The organism is Pseudomonas sp. R37(2017), from assembly GCF_002113375.1.
GTDB lineage: Bacteria > Pseudomonadota > Gammaproteobacteria > Pseudomonadales > Pseudomonadaceae > Aquipseudomonas.
Genome location: NZ_NEHO01000009.1, coordinates 118,713 through 143,975, shown reverse-complemented (window position 1 = coordinate 143,975; position 25,263 = coordinate 118,713). Strand labels below are relative to the sequence as shown.

Sequence of the window (25,263 nt, the reverse complement as noted above, 5' to 3'; positions counted from 1 at the left end):
GGTGTTCACTCCCCAGCGATCCGGATCGCCACGTTTTTGGTGCGCACGTAGCTGTACAGCGCTTCCTGGCCTTTTTCCCGACCGAAGCCCGACAACCCGACCCCGCCGAACGGCGTTTCGATGCCGCCGGCATACCATTCGTTGATGAACACCTGGCCGGATTTCAAACGACGGGTGCAGCGCATGGCGCGGCTGATGTCCTGGGTGAACACCCCGGCCACCAGACCGAAATCGGTGCCGTTGGCAATGGCGATGGCCTCTTCTTCGCTGCCGAACGGTATGATTGCCAACACCGGTCCGAACACCTCTTCCTGGGCGATGCACATGTCTGGCGTGACGTCGCGGAACACAGTCGGGCGCATGAAGTGCCCGGCACGGTCAGCGAAGGCTTCGCCACCGGTAACCGCTACGGCGCCCTCTTCGATCGCCCGACGGCACAACGCTTCGATGCCCACCATCTGCCCGGCGCTGACCACCGGCGTGAGGTCGGCGTTGTCCTGGCCCAGACCGACGCTGAGCCCCTCGGTCATGGCCACCACTGCCGCGACCACCTCTTCATAAATCTCGCGTTGCACCAGCAGGCGCGACATGGCCGAACAAACCTGGCCGGCATTGAAGAAGATGCCCGATTGAACACTGGCCAGCAGTTGCTCAAGGTTGGCGTCGGCGAAGGCAATGGCCGCCGACTTGCCGCCCAGTTCCATTACGCTTGGAATTGCATGCTGCGCCGCGTCGCGCAAAATCGACTGGCCGGTGGGCACGGAGCCGGTGAACACGATCTGGTCGACGCCGCGATGACTGACCAGATGCGAGCCGACTTCGCGACCACGGCCACAAATAAGGTTGACCGCGCCGTCTGGCAGGCCGGCCTTGGCAATGGCGCGGATCAGCACGCACATGCCCAGCGGCGACAGTTCAGGCGACTTGATCACCACCGCGTTGCCGGCCGCCAGGGCCGGAGCCAGCGAACGGGCACAGATCGACACCGGGAAGTTCCAGGGCACGATCTGCGCCGAAACGCCCATGGGGTCGTACAGGGTGAAGTCCATGTAGCCATTGCCCAGCGGGATCGAGGTGCCCTCGATCTTGTCCGCCATGCCGGCGTAGTACTCGAAGTAGCGCGCCGCTTCGATGAACTCGTCCTTGGCATCCACCAGGCGCTTGCCGTTTTCCTGGCACAGCACCCAGGCGCCTTCATCCGCCACCGCACGAATTTCCTCGGCGATGCGCAGCAGCCAGGTGACTCGCTGCGCAGGACGTGCCCGGGTCAGCTCGCCACTGTCGGCGCAGCGACGCGCCGCCTGCAACGCACGCTCGGCATCGGCCACCGTGGCCTGGGCGATGGTCGCCAAAGGCTCGGCAGTGCCGGGATTGTTCACCGTCAGGCGCTGGACGCTGTCGACCCATTGCCCATCGATGTAGTTGAGCCAGTGAGAAGCTATCGGATACATGGCAGCTCTCCTCAGACCGACTCGGCGGTAGCGAGTAATTGACGTGCCGCCCACTGGTGGAAGAAGTGTGTCGGGATGTCCATTTCCGGGGAGAAGGCGCCGCCCTTGTAGCCCGGGGAGTAACGGCCTTTCTGCATGCCTTCCACGGAGCTGATGTCTTCGGCGAACACCACTTTCCAGGATTCCAGGATCGCATCGCGGCAGGCGCTGAACTCTTCGCTGCTGGCGGCTTCATCGCCGACATAGAAAAGGCGCAGGTGCTCGATAGTGCGGCCCGGCGATACGGGTTCCAGCTGCATGGCGAAGGCGTGGTCAGCCTGGATACCGAGCAAGACGTTGGGGAAAAACGCCACATATTCGGCATTGCGCAGACGGTCCAGCGGCCAGGCCGGGAATTTCGGCAAGTGGGTACCGGCCACGTCCGACAGGTTGTAGGCGTAGCTGCCCTGACCCGAGAAGTGCTCACCAACGATGATGTTGTAGTGGTCTTCCAGGCGCGAGTAGGAGTTCAGGCTCGGGTGTACCCACGGCAGGTGATAGGCCTCGCAGTAGTTCTCGACGGCCAGCTTCCAGTTGCAGTTGATGTCGAGGACGGTGGCGTCATGGCCAGGGCGACGGCTCAACAGACTCATGCCGTCTTCACCGAGGAACTGGCTCCAGCGCTCAGTCAGCGGCGCGAGCATTTCTTCCAGTGGCTGTGCGTCGCCGGACAGGTTGATGAACACCATGTCCATCCAGATCGCGCTGCGAATCGCCTTCAGGCCGTGTTTTTCACAGGCGAAGCGCTCGTCCTTGTGTTTGTCGATGCCGCCGACGTGAGGGGTGCCGCGCAGGCCGCCATTGAGGTCGTAAGTCCAGGAGTGGTAAGGGCAGCGAATCACGCCTTGCACCTCACCGGCCTCCTCGACGAGCTTCATGCCGCGGTGGCTGCAAACGTTATGGAACACTTGCACCAGGTTTTCGCGGTTGCGCATCAGCAGCAGCGGCAGGCCCATGAAATCGATTGGCTTGACCGAGCCGGCCTTGGCCAGGTCGCTGGCAAAACCGACGCAGGCCCAGGTCTTGCCCATGACCTGATCACGCTCAAGTTCGAAGTAGCGTTGTTCGGTGTAGAACTCGTTACTCAAGCCGGTCGCTTCGTGGATCGGATTGAGGACGGTTTCGAGGTTCTGGACTGGGATTTGTTGGAGGGTGGTCATTATTGTTTTCCCCTGCTGGGCACGGTATTGAATGATCGGCAGGCTCGCTGGCCTGGTCCGCTGGCAGCAATTCTGGAAAAACGGGGCCTGTCTCGACAAACGATATTTCCGGCGCAATTCATGACTTTTCATCATAAATAAACACGTACGAACGCACTGAAAGCACGGCTTTCGCTGGGCGAAAAAAACCGCTCGGCATTCAAAATGCCGAGGGATTCAAGGGGAATTCAGAGGGATGGTTTAGTAAACAGACGCACTCGTTACTTGTCTGCCGGTGCCGCCGGGAGTTGATTGAGCAACCAACTACGAAAGCGTTTTACGCTTTGCCGCATGCCGCCACGGGACAGCGGTTCCAGCAGGCAAAACTGCGCGTCGGTGCGCAATACCGCATCCAGCGGCCGTACCAGCGCGCCGCTTTGCAGATAGTCCTCGACCAGGTTGGACCACGCCAGCGCAATCCCCTGGCCATTGAGGGCCGACTGGATCACCATCGAGTAACTGTTGATATTGATCCGGCGCTTGGGCTCGATGTTTTTCAACCCCTGGCTTTGCAGCCAGTCCGCCCAGCCAAGCCAGTCACGCTGCGGGTCGTCGAGCACCAGCCAGGTACAGGCCGCCAGGTCTTCGGGCTTGTTCAAGGCAGGATACTTGGCCAGGTACGCAGGACTGCACACCGGGTAGACCTCTTCGGAGAACAACGGCGTGACCTGCATTTCCCTGGGCGGCGTACTGCAGTAATACAACGCCAGGTCGCAATCGAGCCGAGAGAAATCCTTGACCTGATCGTGGGCGATGATACGCAGATCGATTTCTTCGTTCTCACGCTGAAACTCGCTGACTTTAGGCAGTAACCACAACGAGGCCATCGCCGTACTGGTGGCTACCGTCACCTGCTCGGCGCCCTTCCAATGACGAATCTCGCCAGTGGCTTGGGCTACTTGCATCAAGGACGCACGGACTATTTCGTAATACTGACTGGCTGCCGGGCTGAGTTGAATGGTGCGGGTGGTGCGCTCGAACAAAACCTTGCCCAGATAGTCCTCAAGCAGTCGCACTTGTCGACTGATTGCCCCTTGAGTCACGTTCAGTTCTTGCGCGGCCAGGGTGAAACTCAAGTGGCGCGCTGCGGCTTCAAATGCGACCAGGCTGTTGAGAGGCGGCAGAGGATGGATTTTCATCAGGCAGTATCACGTCGTTATTTTGCTTATATCGTGAGAGTTTAGCTTTGAGCGTAGTAGGTGGACAGCGGTGCTCGCGATGGGGGCAAGACGGGCAATTTCAGTTTCGAATGATCGACCGCTTTCGCGAGCAAGCTTGTGTCTTTCAAAGGATCTGGAATGAGGATCAGAGCAGTGAATGGCCTTGGGCACGCTATCATGCTGAGATTCTTATTTCATATAAAACAATCAGTTATGTATAAAAAACCCGCACAAGGCGGGTTTTGTTTTGTAGCCGGTAACGCTATCAATCAGCAAGGCGCCAGGTCGTGCCGCCCTTGCCGTCTTCCAGTACCACGCCCATGGCGGTGAGCTGATCGCGGATGCGGTCGGACTCGGCCCAGTCCTTGCCGGCACGTGCCGCCAGGCGCGCAGCGATCAGCGCTTCGACTTCAGCTGCATCCACACGCCCTTCGGCGCCCGCTTGCAGGAAATCTTCGGCTTCAAGCTGCAACACACCCAACACGCTGGCCAGTTCTTTCAAGCGGGCTGCCAGACCGGCCGCTGCGTCGAGATCGCTCTCGCGCAGACGGTTGATCTCGCGAACCATCTCGAACAGCACCGCGCAGGCTTCCGGCGTGCCGAAATCGTCGTTCATCACCTGGGTGAAGCGCTCGACGAAGGCCTCGCCGCCAGCCGGCGCCACGTTCGGCAGGCCTTTCAACGCGTGGTAGAAACGCTCCAGTGCGCCCTTGGCGTCCTTGAGGTTGTCTTCCGAATAGTTGATCGCGCTGCGGTAGTGGCTCGACACCAGCAGGTAACGCACGACTTCCGGGTGGTACTTGTCGAGCACGTCGCGAATGGTGAAGAAGTTGTTCAAGGACTTGGACATCTTCTCGCCATTGATACGGATCATGCCGCAATGCATCCACGCGTTGGCGTAGGTCTTGCCGGTGGCCGCTTCGCTCTGGGCGATTTCGTTTTCGTGGTGCGGGAACTCAAGGTCGCTGCCGCCGCCATGAATGTCGAAGGTTTCGCCCAGGCAGCAGGTCGACATCACCGAGCACTCGATGTGCCAGCCCGGACGCCCGGCGCCCCACGGCGATTCCCAGCTAGGCTCGCCCGGCTTGGCGGCCTTCCACAATACGAAGTCCAGCGGATCCTGTTTGGACTCGTCGACTTCGATGCGCGCGCCGATGCGCAAGTCTTCGATCTTCTTGCGCGACAGTTTGCCGTAGCCCATGAACTTGCCGACGCGGTAGTACACGTCGCCATTGCCGGGGGCGTAGGCATAACCCTTGTCGATCAGGGTCTGGATCATCGCGTGCATGCCAGGGATATGATCCGTGGCACGCGGCTCCATGTCCGGCTTCTTGATGTTCAGGCGCGCTTCATCTTCGTGCATCGCCGCGATCATGCGCTCGGTCAGCGCTTCGAACGACTCGCCGTTCTCATTGGCCCGATTGATGATCTTGTCGTCAATGTCGGTGATGTTGCGCACATAAGTCAGGTCGTAACCGCTGAAGCGCAACCAGCGCGTCACCAGGTCGAACGCGACCATGCTGCGACCGTGGCCCAGGTGGCAGTAGTCGTACACGGTCATGCCGCACACGTACATGCGCACTTTGTTGCCATCGAGCGGCTTGAAGACTTCTTTGCTCTTGGTGAGCGTGTTGTAGATCGTAAGCACGTTAACTTCCTTGAATCACTGGCCCCACGAATCGCGCAGGGTCACGGTACGGTTGAATACCGGCTGACCTGGTTTCGAGTCCTTGAGATCGGCGACGAAGTAACCTTCGCGCTCGAACTGGAAACGGTCTTCCGGCTGTGCGTTGCCCAGCGAGGGTTCAGCACGACAACCAGTGAGTACCTGCAGCGAGTCAGGGTTGATGTTGTCCAGGAAACTGGCGCTGTCTTCGGCCTTCTCCGGATTCGCGGAGCGGAACAGGCGATCGTACAGACGCACTTCGCACTCGACGCTGGCAGCGGCCGGCACCCAGTGGATCACGCCTTTGACCTTGCGACCTTCCGGGTTCTTGCCCAGGGTGTCCGGATCGTACGAGCAGCGCAGTTCGACGATGTTGCCATCGGCGTCCTTGATCGCTTCGTCGGCACGGATCACGTAGCTGCCGCGCAGGCGCACTTCGCCGGCCGGCTCCAGGCGCTTGTAGCCTTTTGGCGGCTCTTCCATGAAGTCTTCACGGTCGATGTAGATTTCCCGGGCGAACGGCAGGACGCGCACGCCCATGTCTTCTTTCGGGTGGCACGGCAGTTCGAGGTTCTCGACCTGGCCTTGCGGGTAGTTGGTGATCACGACTTTCAGCGGACGCAGCACGCACATGGCGCGCGGGGCGCTCTGGTCGAGGTCGTCACGGATGCTGAATTCGAGCATGCCGAAGTCGACCACGCCGTCGGAACGGTTGGTACCGATCATTTCGCAGAAGTTGCGGATCGATTTCGGTGTGTAGCCACGGCGGCGGAAGCCCGACAGCGTGGACATGCGCGGATCGTCCCATCCATTGACGTGTTTCTCGTCCACAAGCTGCTTGAGCTTGCGCTTGCTGGTGATGGTGTAGTTCAGGTTCAGACGGCTGAACTCGTACTGGCGCGGGCTGGCCGGCACCGGCAAGTGCTCGAGGAACCACTCGTACAGCGGACGGTGGCTTTCGAACTCCAGGGTGCAGATCGAGTGGGTGATGCCTTCGATGGCGTCCGACTGACCGTGGGTGAAGTCGTAGTTCGGGTAGATGCACCACTTGTCACCGGTCTGGTGGTGATGAGCGTGGCGAATGCGATACATGATCGGGTCGCGCAGGTTCATGTTCGGCGAGGCCATGTCGATCTTGGCTCGCAGTACCCGTGCGCCGTCCTTGAACTCACCCGCTTTCATGCGGGCGAACAGGTCCAGGTTTTCTTCCACGGAGCGGTCGCGGAACGGGCTGTTCCTGCCCGGCTCGGTCAGGCTGCCACGGTATTCCTTGGCTTGCTCCGGAGTCAGGTCGTCGACATAGGCGTTGCCGGACTTGATCAGCTCGACGGCCCAGTCGTGCAACTGGTCGAAATACTGCGAGGCGTAGCGCACTTCACCGGACCATTCGAAGCCCAGCCATTTGACGTCGCGTTCGATCGCGTCGATGTATTCCTGGTCTTCCTTGGCCGGGTTGGTGTCGTCGAAACGCAGGTGCGTGACACCGCCGAACTCCTGGGCCAGGCCGAAGTTCACGCAGATCGACTTGGCGTGGCCGATGTGCAGGTAGCCGTTGGGTTCAGGCGGGAAACGGGTGACGATCTGCGTGTGCTTGCCCGAGTCCAGGTCTGCCTGGATGATCGGCCGCAGGAAGTTGACCGGCACGGCAGGGCCGGTCTTGGCATTCGAGGTAGGGTCGACAGTGGGCTTGCTCATAGGATCCTTGAACGTACAAGTGCGTGGCCGTAATGAAGGCCGGACAAAACAAAGCCGCTATCATAGCCGATGCCGTCAAGTACCTGACAGAGCGCACCCTGTAAACCGTCGTATTTAATAGGCCGTAAATGAAAAAACAGCCTCGAAATTCGCGTCTGGCGCGCTAAACTGCGCACCTTGGCCAAAACAGGCTGAACCGGTGGCGGGACGCGATGTTCCAACACCACGAATTCCTCTAGTGAGTAACGATCATGACCCAAGTCAAACTGACTACCAACTTCGGTGACATCGTCATCGAACTGAACGCCGAAAAAGCCCCGATCACCGTGGCCAACTTCGTCGAGTACGTTAAAGCCGGTCACTACGAAAACACTGTTTTCCACCGTGTCATCGGTAACTTCATGATCCAGGGCGGCGGTTTCGAGCCAGGCATGAAAGAAAAGAAAGACAAGCGCCCGAGCATCCAGAACGAAGCGGACAACGGTCTTTCCAACGACAAGTACACCATCGCCATGGCCCGCACCATGGAGCCGCATTCGGCTTCCGCTCAGTTCTTCATCAACGTGACGGACAACAGCTTCCTGAACCACAGCGGCAAGACCGTTCAAGGCTGGGGCTACGCGGTATTCGGCAAAGTGACTGCCGGCACCGACGTTGTCGACAAGATCAAAGGCGTGGCCACCACTTCCAAGGCCGGCCACCAGGACGTACCGGCAGAAGACGTGATCATCGAGAAAGCCGAGATCGTTGAGTGATATTGCTGATTTCAGACTTGCATCTGGAAGAGGAGCGCCCGGACATTACCCGGGCGTTTCTGGATTTGCTCGCCGGACGCGCCCGCTCGGCGAGTGCCCTGTACATTCTGGGCGATTTCTTCGAGGTGTGGATTGGCGACGACGCCATGACGCCCTTCCAGCGGTCCATCTGCCAGGCCCTGCGTGATCTCAGCGACAGCGGTACGGCCATATTCCTGATGCACGGCAATCGTGACTTCCTCCTCGGCAAGGCGTTCTGCAAAGAAGCCGGCTGCACCTTGCTGAAGGATCCGAGCGTCGTGCAACTCAACGGCGAGCCGGTGCTGTTGATGCACGGCGACAGCCTCTGCACCCGCGACGAAGCCTATATGAAGCTGCGTCGCTACCTGCGCAACCCCATCACCCTGTTCATCCTGCGGCACTTGCCACTGCGCACCCGGCACAAGCTGGCACGCAAGCTGCGCAGTGAAAGCCGCGCGCAAACGCGGATGAAGGCCAATGACATTGTCGATGTCACGCCGGAGGAAATTCCGCGGATCATGCAGCAGTACGGGGTGAAAACCCTGATTCACGGGCATACCCATCGTCCGGCGATTCACAAGTTGCAGATCGGCGACCTGGCCGCCCGGCGCATTGTGCTGGGGGATTGGGACAAGCAGGGCTGGGCATTGCAAGTCGACGAGAGCGGGTTTGCCCTCGCCCCCTTCGATTTCGCCCCGCCGCCGCAATTGGCTGCCCCCACCCACTGACTGCCGAACACACAATCCTGTAGGAGCGAGCATGCTCGCGATGAACCCGAGAACGACGTGGGGTATCAGGCACCCAGCGTTATCGTTGTCGTCCATCGCGAGTGAACTCGCTCCTACAGGGGTAATGCGGTGTTTAGTGTCCGGCGGATGCCACTGGCCCGGCCTTGGCGGTAAACGGCGGCCTGGCCAGCCACACAATCAGTATCAGCCCGAAGAACATCCAGCCCAGCAGGGTGAAGTAGTCCACCGTGGACATGATGTACGCCTGGCTGATCACCATCTGATCCAGCTGCGTATAAGCCTTGACCCCTGCCCCGCCCAGGTGGGTCAGTGCTTCGCGGGTTGCCGGATCGAACGGGGTGATGCTTTCGCTCAGGTAGGCGTGATGCTGATCCGCCCGGCGAATCCAGATCCAGGTGGTCAGCGACGCCGCGAAACTGCCGCCCAGGGTCCGCAAGAATGTCGCCAGCCCCGAACCGTCGGCAATCTGGCTTGGCGGCAGGTCCGACAGCAGGATGGTCAGGGTCGGCATGAAGAACAGGGCCACGCCGATCCCCATGAACAACTGCACCAGGGCGATGTGCTGGAAGTCCACTTCATTGGTAAACCCGGCGCGCATGAAACAGCTCAGGCCGATGGCCAGGAACGCCCCGCCCGCGAGCAGGCGCATGTCGAATTTCGGTGCGTATTTGCCGACGAACGGCGCCAGCAGCACTGGCAAAATCCCCAGCGGCGCCACGGCAAAACCGGCCCAGGTCGCGGTATAGCCCAGTCGCGTTTGCAGCCACTGCGGCAGGATCAGGTTGATCCCGAAGAACCCGGCATAGCCCAGGATCAGCACGATGGTGCCGTAACGGAAGTTGCGGTGGGCGAACAGACGCAGGTTGACCACTGGATGCTCGTCAGTCATTTCCCAGATCACGAAGAATGCCAGGGCGACCACCGAAATCACCGAGCCGATCACGATGAAACTTGATTCGAACCAGTCGGCATCGTTGCCCTTGTCGAGCACGATCTGCAACGCCCCGACGCCGATGATCAGCGCGATCAGGCCGACGTAATCCATCGGCTGGCGGCTGGTGACCACCGGGCGTTTTTTCATTTGTTGGGTGACCACCCACGCGGCGAACAGGCCGATTGGCACGTTGATGAAGAAAATCCACGGCCAGCTGTAGCTGTCAGTGATCCAACCGCCGAGTATCGGCCCGGCAATCGGCGCGACCACCGTGACCATTGCCAGCAACGCCAGTGCCAGCCCCCGTTTCGCCGGAGGGTAAACCGCAATCAGCAGGGTCTGGGTCATCGGATACAGAGGCCCCGCCACCACCCCTTGCAACACCCGAAAGCCCACCAGTTCCGGCATCGAGGTGGAAATCCCGCACAGGAACGAAGCCAGCACGAACAGCAATGTCGCCCAGACAAACAGCTTCACCTCGCCAAAACGGCGACTGAGCCACCCGGTCAGCGGCAGGGCGATGGCGTTGCTCACGGCGAACGAAGTGATGACCCAGGTGCCCTGCTCCGAACTCACGCCCAGGTTGCCGGAAATCGTCGGCAACGCCACGTTGGCGATGGTGGTGTCGAGCACTTGCATGAAAGTCGCCAGCGACAGCCCGATGGTGCTGAGCAGCAGGCTCGGTGGCGTAAAAGACGCGTTATTGCTCATCGCGAATCCTTTGAAACGGGTCTGGCGCCGCGCCCGTTACAGACGCAGCTAACCCTGTGGGAGCGGGCTGTGGCGAGGGGGCTTGCCCCCGTTGGGTTGCGTAGCAGCCCCAAAATTTCCGATATATCGAAGATCTTGTGAGTGCTGCGCACTCAAGCGGGGGCAAGCCCCCTCGCCACAGCTCCCACAGGGTCGAGGTGATGGCACATCAGCGTTGTGCGGTTTTGCCGACCGCGGCGCTGTTGTCGTGGATCAGTTGGGTGATCATCGCGTCGGCCTCGGCCAACTGACGGTCGTAGACGCTGGTGCTGAACGACGCCTTCTGCGGCGGCTGTTGCGCCAGCACCGGCCCGCTCTGGTCGTGCAGGTCCACATCGACAATGGTCGACAGGCCGACCCGCAGCGGATGTCTGGCCAGTTCCTCGGCATTGATGCGGACCCGCACCGGCACGCGCTGCACGATCTTGATCCAGTTACCGGTGGCGTTCTGCGCCGGCAGCAGGGCAAACGCACTGCCGGTCCCGGCGCCGAGGCTGTCGATGGTGCCGCTGTATTTCACGCTGCTGCCGTAGAGGTCAGTCTCGATTTCCACCGGTTGGCCGATGCGCATGTCACGCAACTGGGTTTCCTTGAAGTTGGCGTCGATCCACAGCTGATCCAGCGGGATAACCGCCATCAGCGCGGTGCCCGGCTGTACCCGCTGCCCCAGTTGTACAGAGCGCTTGGCGACGTAACCGGTGACCGGTGCAATCAGCACGCTGCGCGAGTTGTTCAGATAGGCCTGGCGCAGCTGCGCGGCGGCCGCCATCACGTCCGGATGCGATGAAACCACGGTGTCATCCACCAGTGCGCTGGTGGTCTTGAGCTTTTGCTCGGCGTTGGCCAGGGCGTTTTGCGCCGAGGTCAGGTCGTCGCGGGCGTGGGACAGTTCTTCCTGGGAAATCGCCCCGCCGGCGGCGAGGTTCCTGCGCCGGCTGAAGTTGTCCTGGGCCTTTTGCACTTCGGCTTTCTGCGCGTTGACCTGGGCCTTCATGCCATCCACATCGCTGTACAAGCCGCGTACCTGACGCACGGTACGCGCCAGATTGGCCTGGGCGTTTTGCAGGCCGATTTCGGCGTCGTTCGGATCGAAGCTCACCAGTACCTGACCTTCCTGGACCAGATCGCCATCATCGGCGCCAATGCTGACCACGGTGCCGGTGACCAGCGGCGTGATTTCCACCACGTTGCCGTTCACATAGGCGTCGTCGGTGCTTTCGCTCCAGCGACCGTAAAACTCGTGGTAGGCCCAGACGCCCGCGCCGCTGAGCACGACGGCGGCAGCGAGGACCAGCAGCATGAATTTGCGCTTGCCCGGGTTGGGATTGCCTTGAGTGTTTTCAGGGGATTGGGTTGTATCGGCAGTGGCCATGACAAATACCTTGAATTAGTGGGTCAGCGTGGCTGGCGTGGCGTTGGCCGAGGCAACGGCCTCAGGCTGGTAACCGCCGCCCAGCGCCTGCATCAGTTGGATCGACAGGTCGATCTGCTCGGCATTCAGGTTGGCCAACTGGCGCTGGGCCTGGAGCAATTGCTGCTCGATGCTGAGCACGTCCAGGTAGTTGCCGATGCCGGAACCGTAACGCTGGACCACGGTGTTGTAGGAATCCTGGGCGATGTCGGTGGCGTGCTGCTGGGCGGCGATCTGCCGGCCGATATCACGCAGCTGGTTGATGCTGTCGCTGACATCCCCCAGCGCCTTCACCAGGCTTTTGTTGTACTGCGCCACGGCGAGGTCGTAATCGGCGTCGCGTGAATCGAGGTCGGCGCGCAGGCGGCCACCATCGAAGATCGGCACCGAGATCGTCGGTGCAATGCTGAAGAAACGGCTGGCCGAACCAAACATCGCATCGCCCAACAAGGATTCGGCACCGGCGGCGGCGCTGAGGTTCAAGTTGGGATAGAACCGGGTCTTGCCGGCGTCGATGCTTTTGCTCGCGGCCTCGACCCGCCAGCGCGCAGCGACCAGGTCCGGGCGACGTCCGAGCAGTTCGGCCGGCAGCACCGAAGGTAGCGCTACCGCGCTCGGCTGAAGAATGTTCGGCCGGGCAATTTCATTGCCGCGATCCGGGCCTTTGCCGAGCAGCACCGCGAGGGCGATCTTTGCGCTGTTCAGGCGCTTCTGTGCATCGATCAGGTTGGCCTGGGAAGTGGCTTCCAGGCTTTCGGTCTGCTGGAACTGGTACTGGCTGTCGATCCCGGCAGTCAGGCGGCGCTGGCTGAGGTCGAGCATTTGCCGGGTGCGCTTGAGGTCTTCGCTGGACAGGTCGTAGACGATGTGTGCCTGGCCAAGATCGCTGTAGGCACGGGCGACATCGGCCGCCAGCGTCAGTTGCGCGGCCTGCTGGTCGACTTCGGCAGCGCGGGCCTGGCCGAGGGCGGCTTCCCAGGCATCGCGCTGACCGCCCCACAGGTCGAAGTTGTAATTGAAACCGGTGCTGATGTTGCGCACGGTGGCGTAGTGGTCGCCCTGCCCCTGAGGATCCTGATCCCGGGCCAGGCGCGAGCGACTGACACCGGCACTGGCATCCAGGGTCGGCATGCGCGCGGCGTCGGCGGCGGAAGCGGCGGCGCTGGCCTGATGGGCACGGGCATCGGCAATTTGCATGTCCGGGCTGTCGCGCAGGGCCTCGCGGATCAGACCGTCGAGTTGCGGGTCGCCGAGGCTTTTCCACCAGTCGCTTTTCGGCCAGGCCGCCGGCGACAGGGTCACGCCACTGAGGGATTGGCCTGCCTTCAGGCTCTTCGCGTCGAGGTTGACGCCTTCGGTTTTCAGGCCGCTGTAACTGGCGCAACCAGCGACGCTCATGGCCAACAGCACCAGGCTCAGTCCGGTACGCAAGGGGTTACCGCTCATTTGTCACCTACCCGCAGCAGGGTGATCGCGTCACCGGCTGCCAGCAAAATTTTCTTCAGGATCAACTCCAGGGTTTTCAATTCCTCCGGAGTGATGGCACCGGCCAGTTCATTCATGGCTTCGGCGCCAATGTGCGGCAACAGCCCGGCGAGCTTCTGCCCTTCTTCCGTGAGCACAAGCTGCACTTGCCGGCGATCCGCTTCGGAGCGTTGCCGGGCGAGAAAACCTTTCTGTTCCAGACGATCGAGCATGCGCGTCATCGAGCCACTGTCCAGGGACAGGTGACGGCACAACTCGCCCGGCGAATCGACGCCGTACTGGGCCATGATGATCAGCACCTTGAACTGCGCGGCGGTGATGCCGTGGGGTTCCATGCGGGTGTCGAGGATTCGGTCCTTGAGCAGCGCGGCACGTCCGAGCAACAGGCCGAGATGGCAATTGTGGAAATCGTCTGGAGAGAAATGCTTCATCTGACCACCAATTAGCTGCCTAGGCAGTGAATGTATGTCGAGATGTTACTGCCTAGGCAGCGAATGTCAACGTAATAGTTAGCTGGCTTTGCAAATAGTTGACCAATGGTGTCGGGTTTTCATCAGGCCCTGTGGCGAGGGGGCTTGCCCCCGTTCGGCTGCGAAGCAGTCGCTGCTTCTGATTTGCAGAGTTTCAGATAATTGCCGGAAGATGATTTTGGGGCCGCTTCGCGGCCCAACGGGGGCAAGCCCCCTCGCCACAGGGACCGCACCCGATGGGAGAACGGGGCTTAGAAATCCCGCTTGTAGAAGATGTCCAGCGAGCTGGCCACGCCGCCGGCGGCTTCGAGGTAGACCTTTTTACTCAGCTTGTAGCGCAAGGCAATGGTGTTGGCCGGTTCGAACACGCCGACGCCATAGCGCAGGCTGAGCTTCTCGGAAAGGTTGCCGCTGGCCACCACACTGGTGGAGTCGCCACTGCCCTGGGTGTCGAGCTGGAAGTCCTGGATGCCCAGGTTCCTGGCGATGCCGCTGGTGACCCCGGAACTGCCCATCAAGCCCAGACCGAGGGCCGCCTGGGCGAGCATGTTGTTGTCTTCGCCATTGCTGCTCAGCGGACGTCCGAGCACCAGATAGGACAGCGCCTGCTCCTGGCTCATGGCAGGTTCCGAGAAGATCTGCGTGGTCGGCTGCTCGGCGCTGCCACTGAGGCGAATGCCGGCGATGATGTCGTCGGTCTTGCGGATGGCTTCGATGTCCAGGTACGGCTGATCGATGGGACCTGCAAACAGCAAACGAGCCCGGCGCACCGAAAGCCGCTGGCCGTAGGCGCGGTATCGGCCATCGTTGAGCCACAGCTCGCCGCGGGTGTCCATGTTGTCGCCGATGTGCACATGGCCCTGCACATTCGCGGTCAGGCCAAATCCGGCAAAGCTCAGCTTGTCCTCGCCAACCAGCACTTCGATGTTCATCTTCATCGCCAGCGGCGGCTTGCCCTCCTCGGTCTGCTGACCGACGATCACCGTGTCATCGGAGACCTTGACCGTCGACGGCGGCAACTCGCGAATGGTGATTTCGCCCTTGGGCACCAGCACTTTGCCGGCGATGGCCAACTCGTCGCCCTGCATCGAGATTTTCAAGTCCGGTGCAACTTCCAGCTTGGCGTAAGGCTCGACGGTAACCGGCAACTGTGAGCCCTTGAGTGCCAGGTCCACCACCAGCGCCTGCCCCCAGGCGATGTTGCCGTTCAAGCTCCCCTGCCCGGCCTTGCCGCTGTTCCAGCCGCCGTTCAGATGCACGCTTTCACCCGCGATGAGCGCCTGGACGTGCAGGTTTTGCAGCTCCATCGGCAATTCAGACCCGGCAACCACGCCGTCACTCAGTTGCAGACTGCCATTGATCTGCGGCGCCAGCAGCCCGCCGGAAAGGGTGCCACTGCCATTCAGGCGCCCGGCCAGCTTCTCGACCATCGGCACGAACGGCCGCGCCACCGACAAATCCAGCCCGCTCAAGCGGAACGAGCCGCTCAACGGTTTGTTCTTCGGCAACGGATTGAGCTGCGCCTGCACCATCAGCTCACCGAGTTTGCCGCCGGCGAAATCGAGTTCGCTGTCGATGCGCTTGGGCGTGAGTTTGCTGGTGAGTTTCAGGGTCTGGTACGGGAAGTCCAGCCACTGGTCCTTTTCCTTGATACGCAAGATACCGCCACCGGCATCGACGCTGATCTGGCCGTTCGGACCACTGGCCGGCAAGTCCAGTTGCAGGTCGGCATTGAGCCGGCCCTGCCAGGCGAAATCCTTCGGCAACCACTGCGCGAGGCTGTCGATCGGGAATTGTTTGAGGTGATAACGCAGCTTGGGTTCGGGCATCAGGCGCGAGTCTTCACCGCACAGGCTGGCCGGGCCGGACACCCAGCAATGGGCGCCAAAGTTGATCTTGCCATCCGCCAGGCGTTCGAGTTTCGCCGGCCCTTGCAGCCTCCAGTCCTGACCACCGGCCTGGATATCACCGCTGGCCAGACGTCCGCGCCAATTGCCTTTGTCCAGCATACCGTCCAGGCCCAGCGCCAGTTTCAGCTTCGGCCCTTGCAGATCGAGGTTCAGTTTCTGGCTCCTGATGTCGCCCTGGCCGCTGGCGGTCAGTGTTCCCAGCGAAGTGTCACCGGCCTGGATGCCGCTGCCCTTGAGGTCGACTTTCGCCCGTTGCGCACTGTCCAGCGTGGCGTCCAGGTTCAGGCTTTGCAGGCGATTGTCCTGGAAAGCCAGTTGCGAGCCTTGCAAATCAAGCTTGCCTTGGGGCGCCTTGAGTGTGCCGGCGACATCCACGCGACCAATGAGTTGGCCGCGCAGCTCTGGCCAGAGTTGCGCCAGGCGCGGCAGCTTGAGATCGATCTGGCCGGCGAGTTTCTGTTGCAGGCTGCCTTTGCCACTGATGCTGTTGTCGCCCAGGCGAACTTGCAGGGTGTTGAGGTTCCATTGCTCGCCACGGCCATCGGCCTTGGCCTGGAACACCGCCGGTTGGCCGCGCAGTTTGCCCTTGAGGTCCAGATCGGCATTGAGGCTGAGCACTTCGTTTTTCATTTCGCCCTGGCTGCGCAACGGCCCGGCCAGGGTGCCCGGCAACTCCGCGACCCAGTACGCCGGGTTGATCGCCGACAGATCCAGCGCGGTGTCCCAGGCAATGCCGTCGGCGAACTGCAGGTTCAGGTGCCCTTCGGCCTTGCCCTGCCCGGCCTGGAGTTGAATCTGTTGCAGGTAGATTTTCGTCAGGTCGCCCGCGAACGGGCTGGCCAGGGTGAAAGCGCCGGCCGGACCATCCGCCGCCGCGTCAAAATGACCGAGGTACTTGCCGTCGGTGTAGGAGACTTCACCGGTGAGCGTGCGAAGTACGACTTGCGGCTCGTCGATCAGTGGATAGAGGCGGTGCCACGGGAAGTCCAGCCAGTCGATCTTCGCCTCGGCACTCAGGCCCTTGCTCCAATCCAGCTGTCCGCTGAGTTTAAGGCTTTGCTTGTCGCTGGCGGTCAGGTCCAGCGCGGCGATCTGCGCGCCGCTGGCGTCGACCTTGCCTTGCAGCGCCAGGGCGATCGGGCCTTGCTCGGCAGGCAATGTAGCGTTGCCTTGAATGGCATAACCGTTTTTCAGGTCGCCCGCGCCCGTGAGTTCAAGCTGATTGAGTTGCAGGGTATCTGGCAGATTGGCACTGGGCTTGAAGCCATCAGCGGTGATTCGCACCTTGGCCGGCAGGTTTTCCACCAAAGGTTGCAGTTCGCCACTCAGTTGCCCGTTGAGGTAACCGCTGCTGTCGGCTTTCAGGTTCAGGGTTTTGAGCAGGTCACCGTCGATCTTCAACGCCAGTGCGAGGGGATCGGGCGTGGACAACAGGGTCAAACTGCCGGAGGCGCTGAGGGGCCAGTTGCCGGAGGGTTGCAGCAGGCCGGACAGGTTCAGGCTCAAGTCATCGCGCTGCAGTGACACCGAGTCGATCTTCAAACCGGCCGTGGTCCAGTGCGCCGCCAGTTGCAGGCCCTTGAGTTCTTCACTGCCATTGAACAACAGGCTGCCGACCTTGATCGCGCCCAATTCGATGGCCAACGGCAATTTCAGATCCGGGAGCGTAATCGGGTCACTGCCTGGCTCCTCTGTGCCCGGGGGGAATGTCAGGCTGACCTGGTCGGCCTGCAATTGCTCGATGCACAAGGTCATGCGGGTCAGGCACGACGGCGACCAGGCGAAAATCACCTGGCTCAGTTCAACCTGGTTGTTGTCCTGCTGCCACAACACCCGGTCGGCGCTCCACTGCCCGCCCAGGCGGCCCTGGAAGTTGTCCAGGATCAAGCCCGGGACGAAGCCCAACACCCAGCGGCTGCCCGCCGCGGTACCCAACGCCGTGGCCAGCGTCAGAACAACCAGCATCGACAGTGCCGCTATCGCCAGCAGCGTTACCTTCACACCACGCTTCACAGCTCAGGCCCCATGGAAAAGTGCAGTCGAATACCGCCATCGTCGTCCAGCGCATGGGCCAGGTCGAGACGGATCGGTCCTACCGGCGATACCCAGCGCACGCCGATACCGACCCCGGTCTTGAGGTTCGGCAGTTCGAGTGTATTGAAGGAGTTGCCCTGATCGACGAAGGTCGCGATCCGCCATTTTTCGGCGATGGAATACTGATACTCCGCGCTGGCGGCAACCATGTAGCGGCCACCGATGCGATCGCCGTCGGAGTTTTCCGGGGACAGGCTCTGATAGTCGTAGCCACGCACGCTCTGATCGCCACCGGCGAAGAAGCGCAGCGATGGCGGTACCGATTTGAAGCCGTTGGTGGCACTGCCGCCGACCTGCACCCGACCGAGGAAACGATGCTTGTCGAACACCGTGGTCAAGCCTTTGACCAGTGCCGTGCCGTAGAGCACGTTGCTGTCGGAGCCCAAACCCTCCTTGGCCACTTTGGATTCGAATTGCAGCCGATAGCCGTTGTGCGGGTCGATGCGGTTATCGCTTTTGAGGTACGCATAGCTCACGCCAGGCATCAACAAGGTACTGAGTCCCGAGTCGTCGCCCAGTTGGTAATCCTCGCGCTGCCACTTCAGCGATACCACCCGTTGCCAACCGCTGGGCAACTTGCTGTGCCACTCGGGGCCGAGGGTCAACAGCTTGCTGTGGCTATCCTTGTCGGCGATTTCTTCATTCTGGTAGCCACCGGCAAAACGCAGTTTGTCGGTCAGAGGTGGGTCCAGCGGAATGTCGTAGAACAGCCCGACGTTTTGCCGCGGCGCCGAGACTTCGGCCTCCCAGCCGTAACTGTGCCCTTGGGCGTTGACCCAGTGCCGGGTCCAGTTGGCCTTGGCCCGTGGCCCCACGTCGGTGGAAAAGCCCAGGCCGAGCCCCATGGTCCGCGGCTTGCGGGTTTCGAGCTTGACGTCCACCGGGATCACGTCTTCCTTCGAGGCCGTTGGCGCCGCGTCCACCCGCACGCCTTCGAAATAGCCGCTCGATTGCAGGTTCTGATTGAGCTCGGCGATCAGTTCCGAGTCATAGGGCGTACCGGTCTTGAAGGGCACCATGCGTTGCAGCAACTCGTCATCGAACGGTGTATCACCCTCGAAACTGACCTTGCCCAAGGTATAGCGCGGACCACTTTCATAGATCAGCTCGATATCGGCGACGCCGGCCCGCGGGTCGACCGACAGTTTTGAACGGGTGAAGCGGCCGCTGAAAAAGCCATAGCGCGAAGCCTGATTCTGAATCAGGCGCTTGGCATCTTCGTAATGGCCATGATTGAGCACCGCACCGGGCTTGAGCACATCGCTTTTGGGAACCCGAAAGGCTTTGAGGGAGGCGGCCGGACCGTCGATACGCACCGTGACGTTGCGCAGATGCACCGGCTCGCCAGGGTCGACCGTGAGCACCAGGCGCGGCTTCTCGCCCCCTTTCACTTCGCTGTCGATGTGCGGTTGGTAATAGCCCAAGGCCTGTGCAGCCTTGCGCGCCTGCTCTTCAGCGCCACGGCTGAAGCGCAGCAACGCCTGCTCGTCGCGATCGCCGAGGCTGCCGATATAGCCCTCTATATTGGCCTTGAGCTCATCATTGGACGGTTTGATCCGTACATCCAATTCACTTTGAGCCAGCGCCGTGCAGCTGGTGATCAGCATCAGCACGCCGCTGGTAATTCTTCCTGGAAACTTCATAGGCGCGGATGCTATCACGAGCATCGATCATGAACATGGACGCGTGATAGAGCCTGACATGGAAAGAAAGTTCGCCGCTCAAGCCGTTGCCGTATGTAACACCTGGGGATTGGGGTGGAAAAACACGTGTTCGCGAATCGGTCCTATGGCAACTTCACCGATTTCCTCATAGCCCTGACGCTTGTAGAACTCCAGATAACGCGGATTCCCGGTGTCGAGGATCACGCCCTGTGAATGTTCATCCACCGCGCACCAGTTGTGCACGGCTTGCAGCAGTTGTTCGCCGAAATGCTTGCCCTGGAACTGCGGATGAACCCCCAGCAACGGCAACAAATGCACCGAATCGTTCGGCACGCAGGCCTCCACGGCGGCGTGATATTCAAGGTAGCGACGGGTGCAGCGAAACCCCGTACTGAGCACCATGCGCAAGCGCCAGGCCCAACTTTCGGTGACCCCGAGGCGACGTTGCGGCGGTGCGATCAGGGCGATGCCGATCAAACGGTCGTTGACCAGCAGACCGATAGCCGGCAGATCCTGGAGAAAATGCTGGGTCACCAGTTCACGCACGGTGGCGCGAACACGCTGTTCGTATCCGGGGCGCTCGGCCTCGAACAAATAGCCGAAGGTCGGTTCGTGTCGATAAGCCTGGTACAGCAGCGAACGCGCTTCGCGGGCGTAGCCGCTGTCGAGCATATGAATATCGGCGATGGCGGTCGAAGTTTCGGGCATGACGGTTGATCTCCCCCGGCACAGTTCGTTACAGATCCGCAATCAGTGTAGGCAATGAAATCGCCTTCGCGAGCAGGTGATGAGCCGGCCTGGCTTTTGTGGGAGCGGGCTTGCTCGCGAAAGGGCCATCACTGCCCATACACAACTGACTGACAAAACCGAATCTCCTCACCCCACACTGGCCCGTTTCCCACATGTCAGCTAGCATCGCCCTTTTGCCAGGACTGCCGACCATGAAGATCGTCTCCTTCAACATCAATGGGCTGCGCGCCCGTCCCCATCAGCTGGCGGCGCTGATCGAAAAGCACCAGCCCGATGTGATCGGTTTGCAGGAAACCAAGGTCCACGACGATCAATTCCCGCTGGCCGAAGTACAGGCCCTGGGCTACCACGTGCATTTCCACGGGCAAAAAGGCCACTACGGCGTCGCCCTGCTCTCGCGCCAGGAGCCGTTGGCCGTGCACAAAGGATTCGCCACTGACGAAGAAGACGCCCAGCGGCGCTTCATCTGGGGTACCTTCGCCGATGCCAACGGCGTGCCGGTGACCATCATGAACGGTTATTTCCCACAGGGCGAAAGCCGCGATCACCCGACCAAATTCCCCGCCAAGGAACGTTTCTACGGTGATTTGCAGCAACTGCTGGAAAGCCAGTTCAAGAACGATCAGCCGCTGGTGGTGATGGGCGACGTGAACATTTCCCCGGAAGACTGCGACATCGGCATCGGCCCGGACAACATGAAACGCTGGCTGAAAACCGGTAAATGCAGCTTCCTGCCGGAAGAGCGCGAGTGGATGGCCCGCCTGAAAAACTGGGGCCTGGTCGACAGTTTCCGCCACCTGAACCCGGACGTGGTCGACACCTTCAGCTGGTTCGACTACCGCAGCCGTGGCTTCGAAGACGAGCCCAAGCGCGGCCTGCGCATCGACCTGATCCTCGCCTCCCACGGCTTGCTGCCACGGGTGAAGGCCGCGGGTGTGGACTATGAACTGCGCGGTATGGAAAAGCCTTCGGACCATGCGCCGATCTGGCTTGAATTGAGCTGATCCCTGTCGGCTGGATCAATACCCTGTGGGACCAAGCTCCCACAGGGGACCACCATTGCAATTTGTCATTTTTCCGAAACCTTACTGACTTAATCTCCCGGCACCTCCTTTGGCTACTCAAGGTGCCGGCATGATGCTGCGCGTGTTGCTCCTGTTGATGCTGTGCGTGGGCTTGCCACCGGCGGCCTCGGCCGGCGACCTGCCGATCCCCGAACACGGCCCGGTGTTGCGCATCCAGGGCTCCAATACCATCGGCGCGGCATTGGGACCGGCGCTGGTCGAGGGCCTGCTGAGTGAACAGGGCTTGCGCAGAATCCACCGCGAAACCCCGGACACCGCCAACGAACTGCGCATTGTCGGTGAAACCGTCCAGGGTCGGCGGGTCGTGGTGGAGGTAACAGCCCATGGTTCCGCCACCGGATTCAGTGCGCTGAAAGCAGCCAGCGCCGATCTTGCCGCCTCGTCGCGCCCGATCAAGGACGGCGAACTGGCCAGCCTGCAGTCCCTCGGCGACCTGAAAAGCCCAAGCGCCGAACAGGTCATTGCCATCGATGGCCTGGCGATCATCCTTCACCCGGACAATCCGTTGAACCAACTGGACACCGTGCAACTGGCGCGCATATTCAGTGGCGAGGTGAAAACCTGGGAAGACCTCGGTGGCCGCGGCGGGCCGATTCATCTGTATGCTCGGGATGACCAGTCGGGGACTTACGACACCTTCAAGGAACTGGTCCTCAGTGGTCGCGGGAAAACCCTGAGCAACGCAGCGAAACGCTTCGAGTCCAGCGAACAACTGTCCGATGCGGTCAGCGCCGACCCGCAAGGCATCGGCTTCATCGGATTGCCCTACGTGCGCCAGGCCAAAGCCGTGGCCATTGTCGACGGTCAATCACAAGCCATGCTGCCGCTCAACAGCCTGATTGCCACGGAAGATTATCCGCTGTCCCGTCGATTGTTCTTTTACCTGCCGCCCAAGGGGAAGAATCCCTGGGCCAATGCCCTGGCGGCCTTTGCCCAGAGCAGCAAGGGTCAGACCATTGTCGCCGCCAACGGGTTTATCGCCCAAACCGTCCAGGCCATGGCCGTCACGCCGAATGCGCTGATGCCCGAGGGCTATCAGGCCCTGAGTCGACACGCTCAGCGACTATCGGTGAATTTCCGCTTCGAAGAAGGCAGCGCCACCCTGGACAACAAGGCCCGACAGGACCTGTGGCGAGTGCTCGACTATATGAAGCAGCACGACAAAACCACTGGCCAGGTAACACTGGTGGGCTTTGGCGATGCCAAGAGTGATCCGGCGCGCGCCGATCTGTTGTCGAAACTGCGAGCCATGGCGGTGCGACGGGAGTTGGTGAAGAGCGGTGTGGTGTTTCGCGAGATCCGCGGGTTTGGCGCGCAGATGCCGGTGGCGGCCAATAGCGCCGATGAGGGAAGGATCAGGAATCGGCGGGTTGAGGTTTGGGTGTATTGAGCCTGACTCTGTTGTGTTGAATCGGCTGACGCCATCGCGAGCAGGCTCGCTCCTACAGGGATTGCAGTGAACCTGTGGGAGCGAGCCTGCTCGCGAATGGCAACGCCGCGGTCTTAGTGCCCGCTACGCATCATCTCTTTCGGCACATACTTGCCGATTTCAAACTTGCCGATCGCCGCACGGTGCACTTCGTCCGGGCCGTCGGCCAGGCGCAGGGTGCGCTGCATCGCGTACATGTAGGCCAGCGGGAAATCGTTGGAAACCCCTGCCCCGCCATGGATCTGGATCGCCCGGTCGATTACTCGCAATGCCACGTTTGGCGCGACGACCTTGATCTGTGCGATCTCGCTTTTCGCCACTTTGTTGCCGACGGTGTCCATCATGTACGCCGCTTTCAAAGTCAGCAGGCGCGCCATGTCGATTTCCATCCGCGAGTCGGCGATCTTGTCGATGTTGCCGCCCAGGCGTGCCAGAGGCTTGCCGAATGCGGTACGGCTCACCGAGCGTTTGCACATCAGCTCCAGCGCGCGCTCGGCCATGCCGATCGAACGCATGCAGTGGTGAATCCGGCCAGGGCCAAGGCGGCCTTGAGCGATTTCGAAACCGCGCCCTTCGCCCAACAGGACGTTTTCGTACGGCACCCGCACGTTTTCGAAATGCACTTCGGCGTGCCCATGAGGCGCGTCGTCGTAACCGAATACCGGTAGTGGACGCACGATCTGCACACCGGGCGTATCCACCGGCACCAGAATCATCGAGTGCTGGGCGTGGCGCGGTGCATCCGGATTGCTCAGCCCCATGAAAATCAGGATCTTGCAGCGCGGGTCGCAAGCACCCGAAGTCCACCATTTCTTGCCGTTGATCACCCACTCATCACCATCACGCACGGCACGGGCGGCCATATTGGTGGCGTCGGAGGACGCAACGTCCGGTTCGGTCATGGCGAATGCGGAGCGGATCTCGCCGCGCAGCAGCGGCTCGAGCCAGCGTTGTTTCTGCTCCTCGTTGGCGTAACGCACCAGCACTTCCATGTTGCCGGTGTCCGGTGCCGAGCAGTTGAACGGCTCTGGCCCCAACAGCGAGCGGCCCATGATTTCCGCCAGCGGCGCGTATTCGAGGTTGGTCAGGCCGGCACCGAGCTCGGACTCAGGAAGAAACAAATTCCACAGGCCTTCCGCCTTGGCCTTGACTTTGAGCTCTTCCATGATCGCGGTCGGCTGCCAGCGATCGCCCTCGGCAACCTGACGCTCGAACACGGCTTCGGCGGGATAAACGTAGGTGTCCATGAACGCTGTTACGCGCTCACGCAGTTCCTGAACCTTGGGCGAATAAGCGAAATCCATGAGCGAGATACCTTCTTGGGGGAGGTTGTTTTAGGTCATGCATCGATGCTAGAACAGCGCTGATAATTTACCTAGCCTATTCTCGGCGTGTATAAACATTCATCACCGATATATGATCGGCTGATCGGCAAGGTCAGCCCGCCCACACAACAAGAGAGCCGCGTAATGAATCTGAGCAAGGTCGATCTCAACCTTTTCATCGTCTTCGACGCGATCTACACCGAAGCCAACCTGACCCGTGCCGGGCAGATTGTCGGCATCACCCAGCCGGCGGTGTCGAATGCGCTGGCGCGGTTGCGCGAGACCTTCAACGACCCGCTGTTCGTGCGCACCGCCCAGGGCATGGTGCCCACGCCCATGGCCCAGAACATCATCGGCCCGGTGCGCAACGCCCTCTCGCTGTTGCGTGTGTCGGTGCAGGAGAGCCGCATTTTCAACCCGCAGCAAGCGGTCAAGACCTACCGCATCAGCATGACCGACCTCACCGAAGCGGTGATCCTGCCGCCGCTGTTCCAGCGCCTGCGCCGCCTGGCGCCGACGGTGATCATCGAAAGCTTCCTGTCCAAACGCCGTGAAACCACCAAGGAACTGGCGGCCGGCCGCCTCGACTTCGCGGTCGATGCGCCGCTCAATACCGACCCGCAGGTGCGTCACGTCAAGTTGATGGAAGACCGCTATGTATGCGCCATGCGCAAGGAGCATCCGCTGGCGGGCAAGGAGAAGCTCACGCTGGATGATTACCTGGGCCTGACCCATATCCATATTTCCAGCCGTCGCAGCGGCCTCGGCTACGTCGACCTGGCGCTGGGCAAGATGGGCATCCAGCGCAAGATCGCCCTGCGCTCCCAGCACTACCTGATGGCCTCGCAAGTACTGCAACAGACGGACATGGTCATGACCGTGCCGGAACGTTTCGCGCGGCGTAACGATCTGCACGCCTTTTATCTGCCGGTCAACGATGTGCCGCCGGTGGAAACCCACCTTTACTGGCACGAAAGCACCGACCAGGACCCGGCGAACCGCTGGATGCGCGAGCAGATGATCGAGTTGTGCCAGCAGGTGACGGCGCAGGAGAGAAAGCTCGAGAAGGTGTAGGGCGTTAAACCGCGTTATCGTTCATCGCGAGCAGGCTCGCTCCTACAGGATCTGCTGTGAACACAAAATCTGTGTACGACGAAGATCCCCTGTAGGAGCGAGCATGCTCGCGATGAGGCCAGCAAGAACACTGAGAACTCACACCGC

The 25,263-nt window shown here is 61.1% G+C and carries 18 protein-coding genes; 5 read left to right on the top strand and 13 right to left on the bottom strand.

Annotated features, from left to right (window positions below):
• Nucleotides 1-5: 5 nt before the first annotated feature.
• The 5 genes from CAG47_RS16600 to CAG47_RS16580 form a co-directional block, all read right to left on the bottom strand.
• Entirely contained in the window at nucleotides 6-1,451 is a 1,446-nt protein-coding gene (locus CAG47_RS16600) for an aldehyde dehydrogenase family protein (protein ID WP_085725939.1), read from the bottom strand.
• 11 nt (nucleotides 1,452-1,462) lie between these two features.
• Complete coding sequence (locus CAG47_RS16595) at nucleotides 1,463-2,650, bottom strand: aromatic ring-hydroxylating dioxygenase subunit alpha (protein WP_085725938.1); 1,188 nt, start codon at nucleotides 2,648-2,650, stop codon at nucleotides 1,463-1,465.
• Nucleotides 2,651-2,910: 260 nt separating this feature from the next.
• A complete protein-coding gene (locus CAG47_RS16590) occupies nucleotides 2,911-3,828 on the bottom strand; it encodes a LysR substrate-binding domain-containing protein (protein WP_085725937.1) in 918 nt (305 codons plus the stop codon).
• 286 nt (nucleotides 3,829-4,114) lie between these two features.
• Entirely contained in the window at nucleotides 4,115-5,497 is a 1,383-nt protein-coding gene (gene cysS / locus CAG47_RS16585) for a cysteine--tRNA ligase (RefSeq protein ID WP_085725936.1), read from the bottom strand.
• Nucleotides 5,498-5,512: 15 nt separating this feature from the next.
• Nucleotides 5,513-7,210, bottom strand: a complete 1,698-nt coding sequence (locus CAG47_RS16580) for a glutamine--tRNA ligase/YqeY domain fusion protein (RefSeq protein WP_085725935.1) — start codon at nucleotides 7,208-7,210, stop codon at nucleotides 5,513-5,515.
• Nucleotides 7,211-7,461: 251 nt separating this feature from the next.
• Here CAG47_RS16580 and CAG47_RS16575 point away from each other — a divergent pair, with 251 nt between their 5' ends.
• Nucleotides 7,462-7,965, top strand: a complete 504-nt coding sequence (locus CAG47_RS16575; protein ID WP_085725934.1) for a peptidylprolyl isomerase — start codon at nucleotides 7,462-7,464, stop codon at nucleotides 7,963-7,965.
• Nucleotides 7,962-8,714 (top strand): UDP-2,3-diacylglucosamine diphosphatase, encoded by a 753-nt coding sequence (lpxH, locus tag CAG47_RS16570; protein ID WP_085725933.1) that lies wholly within the window; start codon nucleotides 7,962-7,964, stop codon nucleotides 8,712-8,714. The genes CAG47_RS16575 and lpxH overlap by 4 nt, the downstream gene beginning before the upstream one ends.
• A 133-nt stretch (nucleotides 8,715-8,847) precedes the next feature.
• On the opposite strand, the gene CAG47_RS16565 is transcribed toward lpxH, so the two are convergent.
• The 7 genes from CAG47_RS16565 to CAG47_RS16535 all read right to left on the bottom strand — a co-directional run bounded on the left by CAG47_RS16565 (nucleotide 8,848) and on the right by CAG47_RS16535 (nucleotide 20,161).
• A complete protein-coding gene (locus CAG47_RS16565; RefSeq protein ID WP_085725932.1) occupies nucleotides 8,848-10,380 on the bottom strand; it encodes a DHA2 family efflux MFS transporter permease subunit in 1,533 nt (510 codons plus the stop codon).
• Nucleotides 10,381-10,588: 208 nt separating this feature from the next.
• Nucleotides 10,589-11,791 (bottom strand): HlyD family efflux transporter periplasmic adaptor subunit, encoded by a 1,203-nt coding sequence (locus tag CAG47_RS16560; RefSeq protein ID WP_085725931.1) that lies wholly within the window; start codon nucleotides 11,789-11,791, stop codon nucleotides 10,589-10,591.
• 15 nt (nucleotides 11,792-11,806) lie between these two features.
• On the bottom strand, nucleotides 11,807-13,276 hold the full coding sequence (locus tag CAG47_RS16555; RefSeq protein ID WP_085725930.1) for an efflux transporter outer membrane subunit: 1,470 nt from the start codon (nucleotides 13,274-13,276) through the stop codon (nucleotides 11,807-11,809).
• On the bottom strand, nucleotides 13,273-13,746 hold the full coding sequence (locus CAG47_RS16550) for a MarR family winged helix-turn-helix transcriptional regulator (RefSeq protein WP_085725929.1): 474 nt from the start codon (nucleotides 13,744-13,746) through the stop codon (nucleotides 13,273-13,275). Before CAG47_RS16550 ends, CAG47_RS16555 begins: the two co-directional genes overlap by 4 nt.
• A 290-nt stretch (nucleotides 13,747-14,036) precedes the next feature.
• On the bottom strand, nucleotides 14,037-17,708 hold the full coding sequence (locus tag CAG47_RS16545) for a translocation/assembly module TamB domain-containing protein (RefSeq protein WP_085725928.1): 3,672 nt from the start codon (nucleotides 17,706-17,708) through the stop codon (nucleotides 14,037-14,039).
• Nucleotides 17,705-19,432: an autotransporter assembly complex family protein gene (locus CAG47_RS16540; RefSeq protein WP_085725927.1), complete on the bottom strand. Its 1,728-nt coding sequence runs from the start codon at nucleotides 19,430-19,432 to the stop codon at nucleotides 17,705-17,707. The genes CAG47_RS16545 and CAG47_RS16540 overlap by 4 nt, the downstream gene beginning before the upstream one ends.
• A gap of 78 nt (nucleotides 19,433-19,510) precedes the next feature.
• Entirely contained in the window at nucleotides 19,511-20,161 is a 651-nt protein-coding gene (locus CAG47_RS16535; protein ID WP_085725926.1) for an N-acetyltransferase, read from the bottom strand.
• 233 nt (nucleotides 20,162-20,394) lie between these two features.
• Here CAG47_RS16535 and xthA point away from each other — a divergent pair, with 233 nt between their 5' ends.
• On the top strand, nucleotides 20,395-21,207 hold the full coding sequence (xthA, locus tag CAG47_RS16525) for an exodeoxyribonuclease III (RefSeq protein WP_085725924.1): 813 nt from the start codon (nucleotides 20,395-20,397) through the stop codon (nucleotides 21,205-21,207).
• Nucleotides 21,208-21,337: 130 nt separating this feature from the next.
• Complete coding sequence (locus CAG47_RS16520) at nucleotides 21,338-22,678, top strand: phosphate ABC transporter substrate-binding/OmpA family protein (protein WP_085725923.1); 1,341 nt, start codon at nucleotides 21,338-21,340, stop codon at nucleotides 22,676-22,678.
• A gap of 113 nt (nucleotides 22,679-22,791) precedes the next feature.
• Here the strand turns inward: CAG47_RS16520 and CAG47_RS16515 are convergent, their stop codons facing one another.
• Nucleotides 22,792-24,021, bottom strand: coding sequence for an acyl-CoA dehydrogenase (locus CAG47_RS16515; protein WP_085725922.1), 1,230 nt, complete (start codon nucleotides 24,019-24,021; stop codon nucleotides 22,792-22,794).
• A 165-nt stretch (nucleotides 24,022-24,186) separates the two neighbouring features.
• Between CAG47_RS16515 and CAG47_RS16510 the strand changes: the two genes are divergently transcribed.
• Nucleotides 24,187-25,116 carry a LysR family transcriptional regulator gene (locus tag CAG47_RS16510; protein WP_085725921.1) on the top strand — a complete coding sequence of 310 codons (930 nt, stop codon included), beginning with the start codon at nucleotides 24,187-24,189 and terminating at the stop codon, nucleotides 25,114-25,116.
• Nucleotides 25,117-25,263: the final 147 nt, after the last annotated feature.

Excerpts from the sequence above, each read along its gene's own strand:
- CAG47_RS16600 (WP_085725939.1), bottom strand. The coding sequence starts at position 1,451 with ATGTATCCGATAGCTTCTCACTGGCTCAACTACATCGATGGGCAATGG.
- CAG47_RS16595 (WP_085725938.1), bottom strand. The coding sequence starts at position 2,650 with ATGACCACCCTCCAACAAATCCCAGTCCAGAACCTCGAAACCGTCCTC.
- CAG47_RS16575 (WP_085725934.1), top strand. The coding sequence starts at position 7,462 with ATGACCCAAGTCAAACTGACTACCAACTTCGGTGACATCGTCATCGAA.
- CAG47_RS16565 (WP_085725932.1), bottom strand. The coding sequence starts at position 10,380 with ATGAGCAATAACGCGTCTTTTACGCCACCGAGCCTGCTGCTCAGCACC.
- CAG47_RS16510 (WP_085725921.1), top strand. The coding sequence starts at position 24,187 with ATGAATCTGAGCAAGGTCGATCTCAACCTTTTCATCGTCTTCGACGCG.
- CAG47_RS16580 (WP_085725935.1), bottom strand. The coding sequence starts at position 7,210 with ATGAGCAAGCCCACTGTCGACCCTACCTCGAATGCCAAGACCGGCCCT.
- CAG47_RS16550 (WP_085725929.1), bottom strand. The coding sequence starts at position 13,746 with ATGAAGCATTTCTCTCCAGACGATTTCCACAATTGCCATCTCGGCCTG.
- xthA (WP_085725924.1), top strand. The coding sequence starts at position 20,395 with ATGAAGATCGTCTCCTTCAACATCAATGGGCTGCGCGCCCGTCCCCAT.
- CAG47_RS16535 (WP_085725926.1), bottom strand. The coding sequence starts at position 20,161 with ATGCCCGAAACTTCGACCGCCATCGCCGATATTCATATGCTCGACAGC.
- CAG47_RS16560 (WP_085725931.1), bottom strand. The coding sequence starts at position 11,791 with ATGGCCACTGCCGATACAACCCAATCCCCTGAAAACACTCAAGGCAAT.
- CAG47_RS16520 (WP_085725923.1), top strand. The coding sequence starts at position 21,338 with ATGATGCTGCGCGTGTTGCTCCTGTTGATGCTGTGCGTGGGCTTGCCA.
- CAG47_RS16540 (WP_085725927.1), bottom strand. The coding sequence starts at position 19,432 with ATGAAGTTTCCAGGAAGAATTACCAGCGGCGTGCTGATGCTGATCACC.
- CAG47_RS16590 (WP_085725937.1), bottom strand. The coding sequence starts at position 3,828 with ATGAAAATCCATCCTCTGCCGCCTCTCAACAGCCTGGTCGCATTTGAA.
- CAG47_RS16515 (WP_085725922.1), bottom strand. The coding sequence starts at position 24,021 with ATGGATTTCGCTTATTCGCCCAAGGTTCAGGAACTGCGTGAGCGCGTA.
- CAG47_RS16555 (WP_085725930.1), bottom strand. The coding sequence starts at position 13,276 with ATGAGCGGTAACCCCTTGCGTACCGGACTGAGCCTGGTGCTGTTGGCC.